General features: G+C 53.7%; 17 protein-coding genes. 7 read left to right on the top strand and 10 right to left on the bottom strand.

Features of this window, described 5'->3' with window-relative positions; translation table 11 throughout:
• The 6 genes from EV688_RS13620 (at position 1) to EV688_RS13595 (ending at position 6,773) form a co-directional block, all read left to right on the top strand.
• Positions 1 to 1,227 carry a TIGR04063 family PEP-CTERM/XrtA system glycosyltransferase gene (locus EV688_RS13620; protein WP_341539183.1) on the top strand — a complete coding sequence of 409 codons (1,227 nt, stop codon included), beginning with the start codon at positions 1 to 3 and terminating at the stop codon, positions 1,225 to 1,227.
• Positions 1,224 to 2,351, top strand: coding sequence for a glycosyltransferase family 4 protein (locus EV688_RS13615; RefSeq protein ID WP_117319083.1), 1,128 nt, complete (start codon positions 1,224 to 1,226; stop codon positions 2,349 to 2,351). The genes EV688_RS13620 and EV688_RS13615 overlap by 4 nt, the downstream gene beginning before the upstream one ends.
• Positions 2,342 to 3,697 (top strand): phenylacetate--CoA ligase family protein, encoded by a 1,356-nt coding sequence (locus tag EV688_RS13610; RefSeq protein ID WP_117319084.1) that lies wholly within the window; start codon positions 2,342 to 2,344, stop codon positions 3,695 to 3,697. The genes EV688_RS13615 and EV688_RS13610 overlap by 10 nt, the downstream gene beginning before the upstream one ends.
• A 79-nt stretch (positions 3,698 to 3,776) precedes the next feature.
• Positions 3,777 to 5,111 (top strand): putative O-glycosylation ligase, exosortase A system-associated, encoded by a 1,335-nt coding sequence (locus tag EV688_RS13605; RefSeq protein ID WP_117319085.1) that lies wholly within the window; start codon positions 3,777 to 3,779, stop codon positions 5,109 to 5,111.
• The gene (locus EV688_RS13600) at positions 5,104 to 6,084 is read left to right on the top strand and encodes a polysaccharide deacetylase family protein (protein WP_117319086.1); all 981 of its coding nucleotides are present in this window, start codon (positions 5,104 to 5,106) and stop codon (positions 6,082 to 6,084) included. The genes EV688_RS13605 and EV688_RS13600 overlap by 8 nt, the downstream gene beginning before the upstream one ends.
• A 53-nt stretch (positions 6,085 to 6,137) precedes the next feature.
• Positions 6,138 to 6,773, top strand: a complete 636-nt coding sequence (locus EV688_RS13595; protein ID WP_162883967.1) for a tetratricopeptide repeat protein — start codon at positions 6,138 to 6,140, stop codon at positions 6,771 to 6,773.
• 41 nt (positions 6,774 to 6,814) lie between these two features.
• Here EV688_RS13595 and EV688_RS13590 read toward each other — a convergent pair whose 3' ends face one another.
• From EV688_RS13590 to EV688_RS13560, 7 genes are all read right to left on the bottom strand, one after another.
• The gene (locus EV688_RS13590) at positions 6,815 to 7,579 is read right to left on the bottom strand and encodes a class I SAM-dependent methyltransferase (RefSeq protein ID WP_131917669.1); all 765 of its coding nucleotides are present in this window, start codon (positions 7,577 to 7,579) and stop codon (positions 6,815 to 6,817) included.
• An 11-nt stretch (positions 7,580 to 7,590) separates the two neighbouring features.
• Positions 7,591 to 9,051: a lipopolysaccharide biosynthesis protein gene (locus EV688_RS13585; protein WP_117319089.1), complete on the bottom strand. Its 1,461-nt coding sequence runs from the start codon at positions 9,049 to 9,051 to the stop codon at positions 7,591 to 7,593.
• A 22-nt stretch (positions 9,052 to 9,073) separates the two neighbouring features.
• Positions 9,074 to 10,039, bottom strand: a complete 966-nt coding sequence (locus EV688_RS13580) for a glycosyltransferase family 2 protein (protein WP_162883968.1) — start codon at positions 10,037 to 10,039, stop codon at positions 9,074 to 9,076.
• A gap of 1 nt (position 10,040) precedes the next feature.
• Positions 10,041 to 10,988, bottom strand: coding sequence for a glycosyltransferase family 2 protein (locus EV688_RS13575; RefSeq protein ID WP_162883969.1), 948 nt, complete (start codon positions 10,986 to 10,988; stop codon positions 10,041 to 10,043).
• Between the two features lie 406 nt (positions 10,989 to 11,394).
• Positions 11,395 to 12,471 carry a glycosyltransferase gene (locus EV688_RS13570; protein ID WP_117319092.1) on the bottom strand — a complete coding sequence of 359 codons (1,077 nt, stop codon included), beginning with the start codon at positions 12,469 to 12,471 and terminating at the stop codon, positions 11,395 to 11,397.
• Positions 12,472 to 12,639: 168 nt separating this feature from the next.
• Positions 12,640 to 13,875 (bottom strand): glycosyltransferase, encoded by a 1,236-nt coding sequence (locus tag EV688_RS13565; protein ID WP_162883970.1) that lies wholly within the window; start codon positions 13,873 to 13,875, stop codon positions 12,640 to 12,642.
• A gap of 41 nt (positions 13,876 to 13,916) precedes the next feature.
• Positions 13,917 to 14,189 (bottom strand): hypothetical protein, encoded by a 273-nt coding sequence (locus EV688_RS13560; protein ID WP_131917667.1) that lies wholly within the window; start codon positions 14,187 to 14,189, stop codon positions 13,917 to 13,919.
• Between the two features lie 606 nt (positions 14,190 to 14,795).
• On the opposite strand from EV688_RS13560, the gene EV688_RS13555 reads away from it, so the two are divergent.
• A complete protein-coding gene (locus EV688_RS13555) occupies positions 14,796 to 15,470 on the top strand; it encodes a GNAT family N-acetyltransferase (RefSeq protein WP_117319095.1) in 675 nt (224 codons plus the stop codon).
• A 189-nt stretch (positions 15,471 to 15,659) separates the two neighbouring features.
• On the opposite strand, the gene EV688_RS13550 is transcribed toward EV688_RS13555, so the two are convergent.
• The 3 genes from EV688_RS13550 to EV688_RS13540 form a co-directional block, all read right to left on the bottom strand.
• Complete coding sequence (locus tag EV688_RS13550; RefSeq protein ID WP_205686702.1) at positions 15,660 to 17,435, bottom strand: asparagine synthetase B family protein; 1,776 nt, start codon at positions 17,433 to 17,435, stop codon at positions 15,660 to 15,662.
• A gap of 244 nt (positions 17,436 to 17,679) precedes the next feature.
• Positions 17,680 to 18,000 (bottom strand): hypothetical protein, encoded by a 321-nt coding sequence (locus tag EV688_RS13545; protein WP_117319096.1) that lies wholly within the window; start codon positions 17,998 to 18,000, stop codon positions 17,680 to 17,682.
• 33 nt (positions 18,001 to 18,033) lie between these two features.
• On the bottom strand, positions 18,034 to 18,678 hold the full coding sequence (locus EV688_RS13540) for a sulfotransferase (protein WP_117319097.1): 645 nt from the start codon (positions 18,676 to 18,678) through the stop codon (positions 18,034 to 18,036).
• Positions 18,679 to 18,864 lie beyond the last annotated feature (186 nt).

The raw sequence follows: 18,864 nt of genomic DNA, 5'->3' as shown, positions 1-18,864 counted from the left end.
GTGACTGTGCGCATATTACACATCCTTGACCACTCCATTCCGTTACAAAGTGGTTATACGTTTCGCACACGCAATATCATCGCCGAGCAGCGCGCATTGGGTTGGCACACAGCGCACGTCACCGGTTCCAAGCAGGGCCCGGCTGACGTCGAGGAGGAGATAGACGGACTTACGTTTTATCGGACTACCCCGAATGGAGGCCCGCTGACTCGTCTGCCCTTGTTGGATCAGTGGGACGTTGTTAGCACTCTGTCAAGGCGCATTGTCGAGGTTGCCGCGCAAGAGTGCCCCGATATCCTTCACGCTCACTCCCCGGCCCTTAACGGCCTGGCTGCGCTAAAGGCAGGCCGCCAGCTGGGACTGCCGGTGGTCTACGAATGCCGCGCCTTCTGGGAGGACGCGGCGGTGGATCATGGCACCAGCCGCGAGGGCGGCCCGCGCTACCGCGCCACCCGGGCTCTGGAAAGTTATGTATTTCGCCACGCGGATGCGGTGACGACGATCTGCGAAGGGCTGCGTGAGGACATTGTCGGCCGCGGACTATCGGCGGATAACATCACGGTAATTCCGAATGCGGTGAACGTGGATTCCTTCAACTACGGGGCTGCACCGGATGCAGCTCTGCAACGCGAGCTGGGCCTTGAGGGTAAGACCGTCCTCGGCTTTATCGGCTCCTTCTACGCCTACGAGGGCCTGCCCCTGCTGCTGGAGTCGATGCCGGCCCTGGTGGCGGCGAATCCGGACACGCGGCTGCTATTGGTGGGTGGAGGTCCGCAGGAGGCGACTGTCAAGGCGCGCATCCAGGCCCTGGGACTGACAGATGCGGTCATCCTCACCGGGCGCGTTCCGCATAGCGACGTGCAGGCCTACTATAATCTGGTGGATGTGCTCGTGTATCCGCGTTTGCCCATGCGCCTCACTGAACTGGTTACACCCCTGAAGCCTCTGGAAGCCATGGCCCAGGGGCGGCTGGTGGTGGCGTCCGACGTGGGCGGTCACCGCGAGCTCATTCGTGACGGTGAAACCGGCTGCCTGTTCAGGGCCGGCGATGCGTCTGCACTGGCCAATGCTGTGAGTGATCTCTTGCAGCGCCCTGACGACTGGCAGGCGATGCGCGAGGCAGGCCGGCAGTTCGTCGAGAGTGAACGCACCTGGGCGGCGAGCGTGGGACGCTACCGGGCGCTGTATGATGGCTTGCTGCGCCCACGGCAGGCGCAATCGGCATGACGGCGGCCAGTAAGCACGACCGCCTGCATATCGGGGTTATCGGGCCTGTGCCGCCACCCAATGGCGGCATGGCGATGCAGACGCGCCAGCTGGTGCGCCTGCTGCGCGAGTCCGGTGAGCAGGTCACGCTGTTGCCGACCAATCCGCCCTATCGACCCGCCTGGGCGGGTAGGGTACCGGGCCTGCGTGCACTGGTTCGCCTGCTGCCTTACAGCGTGGCAGTGTGGCGCCTCGCGGGGCGGGTGGATGTGATTCACCTCATGGCCAATTCCGGGTGGTCCTGGCACCTGTTTGCCGCACCGGTGCTGTGGCTGGCGCGGCTGCGCGGCACGCCGGTGCTGGTGAACTATCGCGGTGGCGAGGCGAGCACCTTTCTCTCGCGTTCCGCGCGGTGGGTGAACCTGAGCCTGCGGCATGCCCAGGCCCTGGTAGTGCCCTCGGGCTATCTGCGGGCCGTGTTTGCGGATTACGGTTATAACTGCGACGTTGTACCCAACATTATAGATACGGCGCTGTTCTCGCCGGCCAGTGCAGCAGAAGCGCCGGGCAAGGTATTCACTTTTGCCATTACGCGTAACCTGGAGAAGATTTACGACGTGGGTACAGCCCTGCAGGCGTTTGCCAGGGTACAGGCAGCGGCGGCAACCGGCACGCCCGCCCCGGCACTTCGGCTGGTGGTGGCCGGTAGCGGTCCGGAAGAAGCTGCGTTGCGAGCGCAGGCGCAATCCCTGGGGATTACGAACATGGTGCACTTTGCTGGTCGTCTTGATCGAGACCAAGTGGCCGCGCTCTATCGTAAGGCGGATGTTTTGCTTAACCCCACCACTGTAGACAATATGCCCAACTCGGTTATTGAGGCCCTGGCTAGTGGGGTCCCGGTGATCAGCACTGATGTTGGCGGCGTGCCGTACATCGTGACGCATGAGAAGACGGCATTACTGGTGCCGGCGCAGAATGCCGATGCCATGGCCGCGGCCATGGAGCTGCTGATGGCAGATGCCAACCTGTGTTCCCGCCTGGCCCATGCTGGCCTTGCCAGCGTAGCGGATTACACCTGGTCCAGGGTGCATGGCCAGTGGCTGGCCCAGTACCGCCAGGCATTGGGAGAGCCGGTATGCGCCTAGCCCAGCAGTTTGTTGCCAATGTACTTTTCCCGCTGCAGGAACGGTTTAAGGGCCACACAACTCAGGCGGCGTTCCGCGCCATGGAGCGCAACCAGTGGCTGTCACCCGAGGAAATGCAGGCGCTGCAGTTAAGGGAGTTGCGTGACTTTCTGGTGCGCATCGGGCGCACCGTGCCATATTATCGGGCGCTGTTTGCCGAGCGAGGCTTTGATCCGGCTGACGTTACCAGCGTTGCTGACCTCGCCTTACTGCCGCGTCTGGACAAACCCACCATTCGCGCCAACATGGAAAGCCTTAAGGCCGAAGGCAGCGAGGCTCGGCTGAAGCGCTTCAATACCGGCGGCTCCAGCGGTGAGCCGCTGATCTTTTACCTGAGCAATGAGCGGGTGAGCCACGACGTGGCAGCCAAGCGCCGGGCGACCCGATGGTGGGGCGTGGATATCGGCGACCGGGAAATGGTGGTCTGGGGCTCGCCGATTGAGCTGGGCGCCCAGGATCGGCTGCGCTTACTGCGCGACCGGCTGATGCGCACGGAGCTGCTATCCGCCTTCGAGATGTCCGAGGAGAATCTGCACCGCTTTGTGGCTTGCATTCGTGAGGCCCGCCCGGCGATGCTGTTTGGCTATCCTTCGTCACTGGCAAAGATAGCCGAGTTTGCCGAGGGGCAGGGTGTCGCCCTTGATAGCCTGGGCATTAGCGTGGCCTTTGTGACCTCAGAGCGGCTGTATGATCATCAGCAGCAGGCGATTTCCCGTGTGTTCGGGTGTCCGGTGGCCAACGGCTACGGCGGTCGGGATGCGGGCTTCATTGCGCATGCCTGTCCTGCGGGCAGCCTGCACATTACCGCAGAGGACATCGTGGTAGAGATACTGAACGCCGATGGCGAGGCTGTGCCTGCGGGTGAAGCCGGGGAGATTGTGGTGACCCACCTGCGAACGGGGGACTTTCCCTTCGTGCGTTACCGAACAGGCGATGTGGGTGTGCTGGGCGAGGGAGCCTGTGCCTGCGGTCGCGGCCTTCCGGTGATGGCCAGTGTGGAGGGGCGCAGCACGGATTTCGTGGTGGCCGCCGATGGCACGGTGCTGCATGGCCTCGCACTGATCTACGTGCTGCGGGATATTCCGGAGGTGGCTAACTTCAGGATTGTGCAGGAGTCACTGGCCAAAACGCGTGTGCAGGTAGTGCCCCGGAGCGCGCTGCAGCCGTCGGTGGTCGCTGCCATCCGGCAGGGCCTGCGGGCCAGGCTGGGTGAGAGCGTCAGTATTGAGATTGAGGCGGTGGCAGAGCTGTTGCCGGAAGCGTCGGGCAAGTTTCGCTACGTGAGTAGCAAGGTGAGTGCAGCATGATCGACAGTCTGTACCTGCTGATTGTGGTGGTCTCCATGTGCTATCTGCTTTATTGGTCCAGCAAGCAGGATGAGGACTGATGCGCGACCTCCTGCTCGTTGGCTTTTTGTTTGTGGCGATTTTTTACGCGTTCAAGCGCCCCTACCTTGGCCTGGCGGCCTGGGTGTGGATTGCCCTTGCGGCACCCACCAACTGGGCTTTTGGGTTTTCACAGAGCTTCCGGTTGAATTTCACAATCGTGATATTCACGGCGCTTTCCTACCTGTTTGTGATGAAGAACAAGTCATTCCGGCCGGGGAAAATCGGGTTCTGGGTGTTGGCGTTTGGCTTCTGGACCATGGTAAGTACGGCCTTCACGCTGCAATCGGACCCGGGTTGGGTGTGGGGCTACTGGGCGCAGTTCATGAAAATTATCACCTTGTTTCTTTTCATTGTGCTGGTGCTTCGAAGCAAAATGCACATCGACACTTTTGTCTGGGCCATCGTGCTCTCTATTTCATCCTATGCCGCGATGGAAGGGGTCAAGTTTATTCTCTCCGCAGGCGGGCATCGGATTGTGGGTCGCGCCGGCATTATTGCAGACCGTAATGATCTGGCGGTGGCCATCAACATGTGTATACCGTTAATTATCTATCTCATTCACGTAACCAGGCACTATTGGCTTCGCCTGGGTCTCTGGGGCCTTTTAGGATTGAACGTAGTCGCCGTCGTAGGAACTTATTCCCGCGGGGGCTTTATCGGCCTGAGCATTCTCGCTATCGCCATGTGGATGAATTCCCGGTACAAACTCGGGTTGGCGGTTCTTGCGCTGCTGATGCTTCCCGTAGTGTATCAGGCAGCGCCGGACGGATGGAAAGAGCGGCAGAACACGATTTTGACAGCGGCAGAGGCAGATGGATCGTTTATCGGGCGGCTATGGGCATGGAAGATATCCACGCTGATTGCGTTGGATAATCCGCTGACTGGTGGTGGTTTCGGCGCGGTAACTGATCCTGTTTTATGGAATGACTATGCGCCAGAAACACCGGATTTCGGTCCCCTTTATACGGTGCCGATACCTACCGGCCTGGCACCCAAGGCAGCGCATAACGTGTACTTTCAGGTCCTGGGAGATCACGGCTTTCTGGGACTAGGGATGTTTCTTGCTATTCTTGGATATGCCTACCTCAATAATCGAAGAAATATGAAGTTCGGCTATCGAGAAGGACACGTTTGGTACGCTAAAGTCTCGAGCGCGTTGAACCTTAGCCTGATTGGTTTTGGCATCACTGCTGCCAACGTGAGTCTCGCATATTTTGATTTGTTATACGCAGTGTTTGGACTGGTATCGGTAATGTGGATGTACCGAGCTGAACTTGTAGGTCGCAAACCACCTGAAGCACTCTTGGCGGAAGCAAGGGTGCAGTATGCTTAGGGGCTCCTCACTGTCGAAAGCGCCGCTGTTATTCACTGATATGCTTAATCCAAAGCCAGGATCGTCGCATTTAAGCATCTTGATTTATCATCGGGTATTGCACCGATTTGACCCACTGAGGCCTGGTGTGGTTTTGAGTAATCAATTTGATCGTCAGATGGCTCTTCTAAGGAGGTACTTCAACCCGATTAGTCTTCGAGAAGGGGTAGAGCGACTCAAAGACGGAACGGTAGCGCCACGGTCGATCTGTGTGACCTTTGATGATGGCTATGCCGACAACATGACTGTAGCCGCGCCTGTTCTCGCTCGGCACGGTATTCCAGCAACCGTTTTCGTGGCAACAGGCTTTCTTGACGGTGGTTTGATGTGGAATGACAGGGTTATCGAAACTATAAGGCAAACGAAAAGCGATGCTGTTGATGGTTCGTTATTTGCCGGCGAGACAATCTCACTCGACACAATTGAAGCCAGGAAACAGGCAATAGGCCGAATATTGGCTCACGTAAAGCACAAACCACTAAACGAGCGAGGATGTTTGATGCACGAACTGGAACGTCTCCTGGGGGTGCGACCTGCAGACACACCCATGCTTGACACGTGTCAACTCAGAGCCTTGTCCCGGAGTGGATTTGATATTGGTGCGCATACCGTTAATCATCCGATTCTTTCATGTGAAGACGACAACTCAGTGAAAAAAGAGATAGTTGATAGTAAGGCGTGTCTTGAAGACTTATTGCAAAGGCCCGTAAATCTGTTTGCTTACCCTAACGGACGTCGCGGACTGGATTACGATAATCGTCATCGAAAAATAGTACAGGATGTAGGCTTTGACGCCGCTGTCAGCACTGATAATGGGTTTAATTCCCCCGACACTGACAAATTACAGCTACATCGGTTCACACCATGGGATACTTCACGCGTTAAGTTTGGTTTACGCTTGATGTTCAATGAATGGGCTGTGAAAAGAGAATGAGATTTTTGAGTCTACGGTCGCTGAAGCGCCGGTGGTTTATGCAGAGTTGGCTTGTGCTAATTCTTTCAGCGTTGCTATCTGCGCAGAGTATGGCGCAACGATCTGCTCCTTGGGTGGGCGACACATTCGATGGAGGCAGCTGTCGAGGACAGGGTCAGGGATTTGGCCCGTTTGACTACCTTGGTCGAGGCGCATTAGCGGACAAACTGGAACTGGTAGAACGCTATCATTTTACTACGGATATGGAGCAACTTCGCGGTAGGTCGAGAGATTTGCTCGCTAACCTTGACTATACCTTAAGGGCTTGGCCGAATCATCATCGGGCATTGAATGCGATGATTCGGCATCAGTTGTCGCTCGACAGCAATCAGCGATTCATGCTCCGAGATTTGGACATACCCCCAGTTGAATGCTATTTGCAGCGCGCGACTAACTTCAGTCCGAATGACGATATGGCATATATGCTCATGGGTCTACTCTCTCACCGGCAAGGTTACAATGAAAGAGCCGATGCAGCGTACAAAAGAGCAGTGGATTTGGCGCCTCATAATTTGCAGGCCAAATACAACTACGGTTTGTTTCTCCTTGATATGGGTAAAAATAATGAAGCCAAGAAATACGCTGATGCAGTCTACGCGGCAGGGTTTCCTTTGCAAGGCTTGAAAAAACGACTAGCTGAGGAAGAGTAGATACGCTAGGTTCGAGCAGTAATCAGCGTTAAAAGGCTCAGCTATCTTGACAATATGACACAACCTTTTTCATGGTGTAGGTGATTAACGTGAAACGTTGGCTCCATTTGCAGCCAACGTTTTACAGTCTCCCGCTCCGCTTCACGATCAGCATCATCAAGTATGATTGTCGCGTTCGCGTTCATGCGTGGAAGTAATCTTGGTACGGCGGGCAGTCGTGCGAGAGGGGCTGTGCTCTCTGGTGGGCCATCTACAATCAAAATATCGATGGGTGCTATGTGATCCGACAATACTGATTCGTCATACCAGGCACTGTCATTGCCTTTAACTACCAAAGGTGCATATAAAATCGTTGCATAGTCATTCAAGTTAAAGCTGGTCAGCATATCCTCAGTTTTCTTTGCGTATGTTTGATCATGCTCAAGACTGTACGCATGCCCATGGCCATTCAATTGAAGACAGCGCGCTATGACTAGTGTCGAAACACCTGAGCTGCATTCGACCACGATGGTGGGTTTCTTTGCGAGCACCTGATCCGCCAATGTCAGCAGAAAGTCAGGTGATCCAGCCCAGCCACGCGTTGCGGGTAACGGCTGATCAAGATGTAGCTTGCTTTCCAGAATTCGCAGTGCCTGACATTGCGCAAAAAGCGCCTGCGTCTCTTTGCGAACGATAGCAGCGTCATCGATTAGCCGGTAAGACGCTTTGTGAATCTTGCTGGCTTTGCGGAATATCCAGAGAGAAATTGCCAGGATAGCCGTTAAAAGCATAATGTTGAGTAACTGTAGACTAATCGGCTGTTCCACGATTCGACCCCCTACTTGTGTATATGGAATGACGCGAGAGTCCTGCGAACTATCGGGTCGAATTTCAGCGGATGATTGAACGTCAAAAGCGCAAACAACCAGGACAGGCCTGCCAGTGCGCCGCCAGCGCACACCAACAACGCTGTTTCTGTAAGCTCCCGCTGCTCAGGCACTTGAGAGATAAGTAACGCAGGTAAAGCCATGCTCGTCAGAGTAAGGCTGGCGCTGGCCACGAGTCCGGATCGCAACGACGTATAGTTTGTTGGTATGCACTTGCCTTTTACCCAATACAAAAATGGAGTGCTCATTGCATACACCAAAAAGAATGCAATCGCGCATGCGGTCAAAGATTCAAAAACAACTGCAACTACCACCATAAGTGTCGCACGCAGTGGTTGAATTACAAGCTCTGCTTTCGTATATAAATCTATTCGGCCTACTGCCATTACCGCATTCAGTATCAGGTTCCAGGTTGAGGCGAAGGCACCGGCCAGGCAAAACCAGGGAACAAGATGCGCCGCCTCGTTCCATTGGGTGCCAAACATAAGCCTGATTATTTCATCGGCATACAGCGCTGCGAAAGCGTAAAAAGGCCATGCGAATGCGGTGATATTGGTCACACTTTTTATGTATTCCGCATCGACAGATGACTCTTCACGGTGTGATTTCGCGAAAGAAGGAAACATCACCCCACGAATCGCAGCCATGATATCCCGGTGAAACAGATTCATAATGCCCTGGGCTCGACTCAACATCGCCACGGGCGCGAAACCGAGAATCCTGCCAAGTGCCAGATCGTTGATGTCCATAGAAACGCTGGATACCAGTCCTGCTAGAGAGCTTTGCGAGCCAAACTTGAGTATCTCTCGCCATTCAGAGAGTCCGGGCATCAGCAGCTTGCGATCGGTTCTTGCTAGCCAGGCGAGAATGCCAGTAGTGGTATTGCTGGCCACAGCACCGAGTGCCATACTGTTTGGGCCGAATCCCTTGAGCGCCAACGACACGCCTACGATAAAACCGATAAGGGATGAAATGACTGCTACCAATGCGAGGCGTTTGAAGAGCATATTGCGGCGTAGTAGTGAAATAGATATAGAGCAGAAGGGCAATATCAGGAAGTTGATCGAACTTATCCGCATCGTATGAACAATGCGGTCGTCATCATAGAAAACCCCTGCGATAGGTGCCAGTGAGAATATGGTGAGGAATAACGTTGCCCCCAACAAAAGAGAGAAACCAAAAGCGGTGCGTATGTGCCGCTCGGAGAGGTGCTGAGCCTGAATGATGAAGCTGCCGATACCAAAGTCGCGCAGTACTTGGGCGACTCCTATCACAGCTAAACTGACGGAGTAGATTCCAATTTCTTCGGGAGTAAGCAGCCTGGCTAGGATCATCCCGCTGGCGAGCTGTATAGCAATAAGGAGATAGCGCTCGCTTAGGGAGAAAAAAAGGCCGCCTCGGGTGGAGTTCATTGTGTGGAAGAATTCCGCAATGCTATTGCAGGCGCGACTTTGTTGAGACAAATGCGCGAGGCACCAGTTTCATAATCTCAACTACCGATCGCATATTGGGCCTGTATAAAAACGCATGAAAATAGGAGTTCGCAGCGGCCAGAAACTGGTGCTTAAGAACAAAATACCAGGCGTTCTCTGTATAGAATTGAGATATTCTTTGCTTTAACAGCCAGTTGATCTGTGAAAAATAGGGGTCACTTTCGAGTTCTTGGAACGCCTGAATGGTCCATTTTCTCGGTGGACTGTCCGTTGCCATTGTGCTGCCATCGTGCTGCCTGTAAAGGAGCAGGCTCCTTGGTATGAAAGCGAAATCTGCAACATTGGCAAGCTTAAGCCAGAGTTGGTAGTCTTCCGCCTGCCAGAGATTCTCATTGAAACCGCCCACTTCCTCAATAAGTCTGCGGCTAATCAAGCTCGCACCGACCTGAGTGAGGCATGCTTTAGCGAACATTTCTACCGGCCGCACAAATATGGTTGCATGCTGGCTTGACCAGGCAGGCTGCAGTACCTGTCTGGTACGTGGTCGCGAGCTGAAAAAGCCCTCTCGTTCCTTTGTCCCCGCTTCATCCATCAGTGTTATGTCTCCACCGATCCATTCAATTGCAGGGTGGCTTTTGAGGACGTCGATCCTGGCCTGAATACTGCCGGGCTGTAATATGTCATCGCCGTCTAGAAAAATAATCCATTCGGATCGACTCTCACGAAGTCCTGTGTTCCTCGCAGACGCCGCACCTTTTTTTCCGTCGTTTTCAAGAATACGAACTTGGCCTTTAAGTTTGAGCTGATATAGCAAGTCAATGGTGCGTTGGTCGGCAGATCGATCGTTTACGATGAATATGTCGCATATACTGAACTCACCAGCTTGCGCATGGATCGATTCCAAAGTGGTTTCTAGAAATTGACCACAGTTATAGCATGGTATTATAACGTCAATGTGGTGTGGCATTTCATTTACCATCAGCCTTCAATGATTGCTCGCCGCGAAGCTTTACCTTAAGTGATTCATTTATGTATCCGTGCAAAAAAGAAATTTCCCAGCGCGCGGCAAATCTGGCATCTGTGTCACCCGTTAATAGATGGAAAGCACTAAGATAGTATGACCGTAGAAGTACTCTAATGCGCCATCTAGGAATTCCAATGAAGCTGGGAACCGCAAACTCGTCGTCTTTGGCTCTGACTCTCTCTCCTCGACCGGAGCGAAACGCCCGATCAATCACCCAGCTCTGAGTCATTTGATTTTCCCTGATTATGTGCTTCACGACAGCAGCGTCACAGAACCAGCATTTATATCCAGCAACGTGTAATCTTTCTGTGAATTCAGTCTCACTCCCCATGATATATCTACCCTTATCAGGGCCAACATGCTCATTAAATGTATGTCCCGCGTCAAAGACTCTTCGTCGAATCGCCATATTTGGACCCCAAACGTTGCCGGGATTGATCGGTCCCTCATTTAAAGTTGTCGGGCTGATCGCATAAGTCGTGCCCAAGGGGACATTTCTGATGATCACGGGATCTGGCTGGCAGGGCCATAAAGGACCAATTCTACCGGCAAAAATATCAAACTTAGGATTCGCCTCCGCACAATCAACTAAGCGAACAATCCAGTCTTCATTGGGAACCACATCGTCGTCAGTTAAAACTATTAGATCTCCCGTTGCTTCCTTAAGCCCTAAATTGAGAGAACGATTTTTTCCACGCTTGGGTTGGTTCAAGATCCTTATCGGCAGTTCACCAATATAGGACTGGAGTATTGCTTCGGTCTCGTCGGAGCTCTCGTTGTTTACTGCAAGCAGTTCCCACTCGTATGGGCAGTTAATCTCACTCAGCGATTCAAGCATGTAAGGTAACGTCTTTGCGCCGTTATGAGTCGCAAAAAGTATTGATATTTTCATCTTCATACCTTGGGAATAAAAAAAATGCGACGATTTAAAAGATCCCTACACCTCCAGAGTTTTCCGCCTTAGGGATGATCTAGTAATCACCATTCTGGAAACGGCCGCCTCCTGGCAAGCTCACTATTACTCAGTCTTGAGTCTCATATTCGCATGCTCTTAATTTATGCAATGCGGCTGAAGTTTCCTCCAGAAAGACCTCCTCCCACTTGTGCAACATGTGAGCAGACTGAGACCTGTCGCGCGGCTGCCCTCCTCCAGAAACTCACACTTCAAGAGTGCTGAGGCTACCGCAGTCTTGCGCTTTCTGGCCCACCGCTTTACTCCACTTATGAACACCTACTTCTGTGGTCATTCTACCGACCAACGTGTTGTACAGCATATTTGAGGGGCGACCCACTTTCACCTAATCTTGGATAGCTTGTGGTGATTTTTCAGGCCCTTCCGTGACTTGACCGCCAAGATTCAAGTATATGTTTTGGATTTTGTACGCCGCTTTTTTCCAAGTCAGTGTTGAAACCTGAGTTGATATTTCATGCGACTCAATGTTCATTGATAAAAACGTGCTCGCGGCATTCGAGATAGCTTGAACGTCAGTGGGAGAAGTCTCTTTAAGCATTTCTTGCCCTGCGAGCATGTCCAGACTGTGATTATTCGTGATGATCACCGGACAATTGGCAGCGAGTGCTTCCAGAGCGGAGATGGGTTGTACCTCTGAGAGACTAGGTAAAATGAAGAGCGATGCGCCCGCATAGGCTGATGGCAAAGCTGGGTCGTCATTATCCAGAACGCCCAGGTAACGAAACCATTCCCCACCAAAATCCTGCATTTCCTTTAAATAGGCGTGATTCTCTTTTGCGCAAGGGCCAATAACGACCAGGGGCACCTTCCCTTTCAGTGCTTGGAGCGCCGTCATCTGATTCTTGTAAGGGCTTACTGACGCAACGTTCAATGCGTATTTGCCTGTGATACCGAAGTGTTGTCGAAATATTTCCTCGTTTGCGCTAAAAAACGCCTCCTTGATTCCATTCGGGACAATGTGCAGTTTAGGCCTTGGTGTTCGGTAACCGGACATAAGCATGTCCCTCTCTGCAACTCCGAGTGCGATAACAGCATCTGATAAGGTGAGGGCACTGTGAATGTGTTGATGGGTGCTACTCTGGGACCAACCTGATAAGCGTTCTGCTAGCCGGGAAGAAAAGTCGGCACGTTTGTTCTGAAATCGTGACCATGGTGGGTGCAGAACCGTCGACAAGACAACCTTAAGGCCATCATTCTTTGCCTGCTCTACAATTCGGTGGTTGCCGTTAATGGGTGAAAAAACATGCGCGATATTGAAGTCGGTTAGTTTATGTTTGCCATAATCAAATAGTTCGGCGTTTACGCCGATAGCCTGCAGGGCTTTAGTTGTCTCGCGTACCTGCACCTGAAGACCGCCGGTCCGCTGGAACAGCATAGGGTAGTAAAGTATCGCAACACGCATCAGCAGGCTCCGAGGATAAATGGTGCCGCAGAAGAGACAGAGGCGAAGCAGTTAAATTTGAGTTCTGTGAGCAAGACAGTCTTGTCGAGATGCGATTTACTCATGCTTCCCGCCTTACCATAGTGATCCAGTCCAATTAGGTTGCCATTAATGCCGATAATGTTCTTTTTATTTGCACCCTATAATTCGCCATGCCAATCTGCCAAGTTGAAGAACGCCAGCTTTTCGAGAGTAGCGCGACACTTGGTCCCGCGTTGGCGTGAGGTCTGGATTATCTGGCCCAGCAAGAAAGTGCTCGAGCAGCCCTTGAATAGAACCTTTGCACTCAAGTGAAGCCGTCACGCGAATGCCCGCTTCGTTAGCGGTTCTTGCCGTATCTCCATCTGAGTTTGCCAGTACGAGTATTGGCTTTCCTGCCCGAAAGTATTCGTACAGTTTTGCGGGTATCTGGTGATCGCAGCTTTTTCCCTGCAAAATGAGAAGTGCATCGGACGCAAACGCCTCCTCAACTGCTTTTCTGAAGGGGAGGGGTGGTAGTAGTGTGACGATATCTGTGAGGTTTCTCATTTCCAGCATCGGCCGTATCACGCTGTCATGACCTGAGGCCCTGAGCTTTACCTGAAAAGTCTCGGCGGTAATTTTTTCCGCATCACGCAGTGATTTCAAAGCATCAAAAAAAGCTGTTGGGTCTCTTTCGCTTGGATAAATAACACCACCGTGAAGGATGGTCAGCGGATTGCCCGCTGTCGGTTGTGTTTTGATTGCTGTTTCAATTTCTTCGAATATCGTTTCATCATAACCATTCGGAATAACCTGCCACTTTGCACTGGGTTCTTCGGGGTACCTGGCTGCGTACATGGCTGCGGCGCTTTCCGTTGTGAATATCGCGAACCTGCAGTGGCGAATAGTCTTTTCTTCAATCCACCGGTAGACGCTCCATTTACGCTTATCAGTGGGATAGTCGTCTTCAGTCATACTGTCCCTGAAATCGGCTATCCAGGGCAGGCGGGTTATCTTGGTCACGATAAGCGCAATAAGGTGGGCGCTTGCTATGGGGAATGTAGACCACACTATATCGATCTTCTTCGTCTTTACCTCCCAAAGTGATCTCATCACCGCAAAAGGCACCCAACTGGACCAGGGGTCCGGGAGAGCCATCCAGCTAATGTACCTGCCTCCGACCGCCAGATGACGGGATGTATCCAGTGCAGCGCATCTGTGAACAGCGGTTCCTCGCGGAATATCCTTGAGTTGGCCGCTATCAACATCCCTGTAGGCTCGTGGGTTCGCCGTTATCACAACAGGGGTCCAGCCTGCATCAGGCAGGTAACGGGTATTTGCAAGGGTCCGTTGCAAACCGCTGCTGACGCGTACGGGGGGAAAGTGATACGCAATCAAGAGCATACGACGATTCCTGGGTGGCGTACTTTTGTCTGGGTGGTGACTCATTTGCGCGCCTGCAACCACGACGCCAGTAGAGCGAAGATCCAATTCATCTCATCGTAATACCTTGCGTGTCCTTCTGTATGATCGCGCTTTTCTTTGTTATCGAACGCGGGATAGAACGTATCCCGACGCGTCGAGCCACTAAAGTCGTTATTCCAATTCTGGGTTGTCGGTGGAGACTGACGCAGAACAGATTCGGGAATCGGGTAATAAGCATCAGTATCGCCCTGGCAACATAATCTATTCTCATTGCTCAGGTCGTTGTCGTCCAAGGTGAATTTCCAATTCAGAGCGATAACCCTACCCTGGAATACTCTCTCTCGGATCTGATTCACGGCTCTTTGCTTGCAAGGCCGCTGTCGGCGTCTAGGCGGCTTGAAACCTGGTAGCCAGTGAGGTTGATTCGTCATTCCGCCGTCTTTCCAGCTCGCTCGGCGGTTTGTCGCCAGCTTTTGTTGGCCGGTATACATGCTGCACAGGGTATGTCCATTGCACAGTGCTGGAATTATATGACTCCATTCCCGTTGCCGAATCGTTAGCCCTGCTGTTGCTTCATTTGGTTCGGATTGAAACATGTGACGGCTTCGAAACTGCTACGATGGTCGCAGTCTAGCAGTTACTATTACGCTTACGAAGCGCTCGTAACTTCTGGCGCCGATTTTTGAGGATCATGTCACTAAGAGAGTAATTTAGTCTGCGCCTCTCGAGGGGATTCGCTTTCGCTCATTCCATAACCAGCAACATATCGGTACCTTGTGGATAGGTTCCATAGATACGACTTGTGGGGTTTATTATTTTTATGCCTGGAAGGCTAGTGATCATGTGCGGCCCGATAATAACTGTGCGCAGAGCGGCGCGTCTTTTGGAGAGCAGAGCAAGTGCAATGGTTGAAGCGTTTGAAGCAACATATCAACGAATATGGCATGGCGGTGACGCTTGGGTTTGCACTTCATCGCATGCTGTCTCGTGTGCATCCGACTTGTGGGCTGTACTGGTACCTGTTCTACAGGCAACCAATACAATCGGAGCAACTGCTCCGGGAAGGTGGAAATCTCACCTTCCGCTGGGTCCATTCCTTTAGGCCTGTTCTTGGGCAGCTTCCGAGGCCCATCGAGAATATAGAGGCTCGCTTCAATCAAAATGTGGCTTGTATTATCGCCATGAAGCAGGACGAGTTGGTGGCTTGCGCATGGTTTGCCTTCGGTCGGTATGTCGAAGACGAGGTGCAGTGCACCTACCGTGTACCTACTCATGCCGTCTGGGATTTCGATGTTTATGTGTCTCCGAGATTTCGTATGGGCCGCACATTTGCGAGAACGTGGCAGGCTGCGAATGAGGGGCTGAGTGAGCGCGGCTATAAGTATTCGCTGAGTCGGATATCTGCTTACAATCTTCCCTCTCGTTCGGCACATATGAGACTGGGTGCCGAGCATATTGGATCGGCAGTGTTTTTAAAGCTGGGAAGGCTTCAGGTGATGTGCTCTTCGCTGAAGCCACACCTGCACGCGAAACTCATCAGGGAGGAGCCGCCTGAACTGAAATTCAAGCTGTGACAGCAGTCCTTTAGTCCTTTAGATCTCTAACGAGTTAGAACGTCACACTCAATCAGCTATTGCAGGACGAGATAGTTTGGACAAAAGGCGCATTTCCCGCTGGCTTGGTCGTGCTGAATTTGGCCGGAGTGTGAGCCCGACTGTCTGCGAATGGCTACGAGAATTGAATATCTTTCGGGTCAATGGCAGTCATTGGTCGTGATGCTGCAGCCATAACTCCAGCATGGTCAGCACCCAGACCAATTCGCCGTAGTAGGCCGCATGGCCTCTCTGTTGCAGCTCCAGCGCGTTATTCAGGAACTCAGGGCGCAGTATGTCTCGTCCCCGCAGCGCCTCGATAGCCTCTCTAGCTATTTCGGCCAGAGGGGGGTGCTCACGTAACCAGACACCGAAGGGTAAACCAAAGCCCTGCTTCTTCTTGCTGATGGTTTCATCCGGTAGCCAACCCGTCAGCGCTTGCTTATAGAAGTGGCGCAGATCGCCCCGTCGCAGCTTTTCGCCATCCGCAATGCCGCAGGAAAACATCCGCAGGTCTGCATCGAGCATCGGGTAGCGCACATCCATCCCCGCCATCGCACACATTTGGCTGACCTTCCGCAGGTCGTTATCCGCCAGGGTGAACTGCCAGTCGAGGTAGAGCATCCGGTCCAGCGCCGTGCCTGCGGGCGCCTGATAGACAGACCGCTGATTGGCCATCGGTGCATCCTGATTGATGCGCGCTAGCATTTTTGGGGTGAACAGCTCCTCCGCCCGGAACTGGTTGAGGAAGTTGTAGGTATGCAGTCGCTCCGGTAAGGGCGTGGCGGCCTGCTCAAGAAAGCTGCGCGCTTTGCTGCCCAGGCCGGTGCCCGCCGGCAACAGCTGGGTGAGGGGCTCCACCAGCCCCTTGCGCAGTGCCGTAGGCAGCTCCAGATAGCGCTCGAACAGGAGCTGTTTGGCGTAACGTTCATTCCCCGCAAACAGCTCGTCTCCCCCATCCCCGGCAAGCAAGGCGTCCATACCCTGCTCGCGCGCAAAGCGGGCACAGAAGTAGGCGGGCAGAGCCGAAGAGTTGCCAAAGGGCTCGTCATAGCTAGCCGCGATCAGCGGCAGAGCCTCAACCACGTCGTTCGGGGTAACGTAATATTCATGCAGCGTTGCGCCAAAGTGCGCTGCCGTGATGCGTGCAAAGGGCATCTCATCATAGCCCTTGGCATCAAAGCCGATGGCGAAAGCGTGTGTGCTCTTTCCGCCCACGCATTCTGCCAACATGCCCACTACACTTGAGCTGTCCAGTCCGCCGCTCAGAAAGGCGCCGGTGCGACGCCTGTCGTGCTCTGGCCGCTGCTCCAGGCAGCGCCCCACCGCGGCTTTCAAATGACGTCGCAGGTCCTCTTGATCCTGTTTGCCAGGTTTTCGCCGGCGCCCTGGAGGGTTGAAGTCTGGTAGCCAATAGCGCTGGATGCTGAGCTGGCCTTCTGACCAGCTCAGCCGGTGGGCGGCCGGCAACTTCTGCAGGCCAATGTAAACGCTACCCGGGGCTGGAATCATATGGAAGAACACGTAATCGTACAGCGCCTGCGACGCTAGGCTGGCGTTGATTTCAGGGTGCGCCAACACTGTGCGGGCATCTGTTCCCCACACAACCCCGTCTGCAAGCTGCGCGACATATAAAGGATAGATGCCGAGCCGGTCGATGCCGGCATGCAGGCAGGCATTCCTGGCATCCACAACGGCATAGCTGAAGTGACCGTCCACTTGCGACGCCAGCGCCTCGCCGTGAGACTGGTAAAGCACTGCCATGGCGGCGGCTGGTCCTTCCAATTGAGCTTGTGACTGAAGGGCGGGGTCACTGAATATTGGGTGCCCTATAATGGCCACGTGGCCGCCGGCCGGCAGCAAGGCCATATCGCCGGTGCTGCCAACCGCATAGCCTTCGCCAGTTGCCTTGGCGCACTCCAGTGCGCTGGCATGTGCTTTACTCATGGCACTTAGCAGAGAGCCGCTGTCTTGTCCCAGTGCGCCGTTGCTCGTACCCAAGACGCCATAAAAGCCGTGAGCGCGCAGTGCACTGACGGCGCCCGGTGTTTTTTGTGCGCTCACAGGCGGCATTCGGGATTCCTTAACGCTTCAAGCCAACGATGCTACCACTGCTGGGAGGGGGGACGAAGAGAGTCTGCGCATCCACACGGTGTTTTGTGCGCTGATTCACTGTGCAGTCCTGGCCACGCTACCCGGTGCCCGCAGTTGATTCTGCACAATCCTGAAAAAGTGAATCAGGTGATGGCGATTGATCCACAATCCGCCAGGAGGCAAACCGACGTGCAACAGCGGTAATGTCCTCAATCGTCTTGCTGTCGAGTTCCTGTCGCCAACGATTGGCGGCAAGCAGAGGGTCTTCCTGCGTCGAGTAGTACCCCCCTTTGGTTCCCGTCGTCGATGTTTCGAGGAATTCATTGGTCGCTTCGGTCAAGGGTAAGTCACAGAAGGCAAACAAGGCCTTGGTGGTCTCGACGGGGGACTTGCAAAGTTCCTCGTAGCACAGGGCCATGTATCGCGTCTCGTTTTCCAGCCGGTTCAAGGCTTAGTCGTTCATCAGGCCCCAGCGAACTGCCAGTCGCTCCGTCGGTGTGATGGCAAGAATGTCCTGAATATCCCATGTCGTAGTGCCTGATTGCGCGATGAGCTTCTCGAACAAAGCCGTGTCATTCCATATGCTGGCGCTGTCATCAAACCTGCCGGTAGCGCTACCGCGCAATTTGGAAGCGGCCTGCCCGCAGGGGTGCCTGACGATATGAATCGCCCTGCTCACAGGTAGGGCGTCGAGAATTGCGGGTAGGCGTCCCACTGACTCAATGGACTTCCACACCGTGGCGGCCGGCTGGGTACCTCTCGAGAGTGGGGTTAGCGAAACGCGACGGCTTACGGATTTTGCTGCCTTCGCAAGGTAGGCCGACAGCTCGAATATGCGTTGTTGCATCGGGCTGCGGTAGCTTTTGCGAAAGTAGGGTCGGGAGCCGATCACTTTCTCATCCCGTACCTGCAGCCAGCCTTCTATTCGCTCGTGAAGTTGTGTGGATGAACTGTCGAGCAGAAGAGGCAGAGTATTGTCTGGCCGAACCGAATCCGGCTCATGCAGGTAGAAGGTGTCCGGGCTGCTGTCAAAAATCTTGCCGATCCACGTGGTCCCGGACCGCGGCATACCAAAAATGAGGATATGGTCAGGCATCAAAAACGATCTCCATCAACTTTTGGGCCGTCTGTAGCGCGCGGATTTTTTAAACGTATCACAGAATGGCTGCTGGGAAGACGCGATTTGGCGACTTGTCTGTGTTTCAGATTAACGCCCGGATGGCTCAATGCTATTATCATCCGCGAACTGGAGCTTTGGCCAACAGTGGCGAATAGCCGTAAA

The sequence above is a fragment of the Chromatocurvus halotolerans genome (assembly GCF_004340525.1).
GTDB classification, from domain to species: Bacteria; Pseudomonadota; Gammaproteobacteria; order Pseudomonadales; family Halieaceae; genus Chromatocurvus; species Chromatocurvus halotolerans.
Note: the sequence above shows the minus strand (reverse complement) of the source record. Positions and strands in the feature narration are given on the sequence as shown.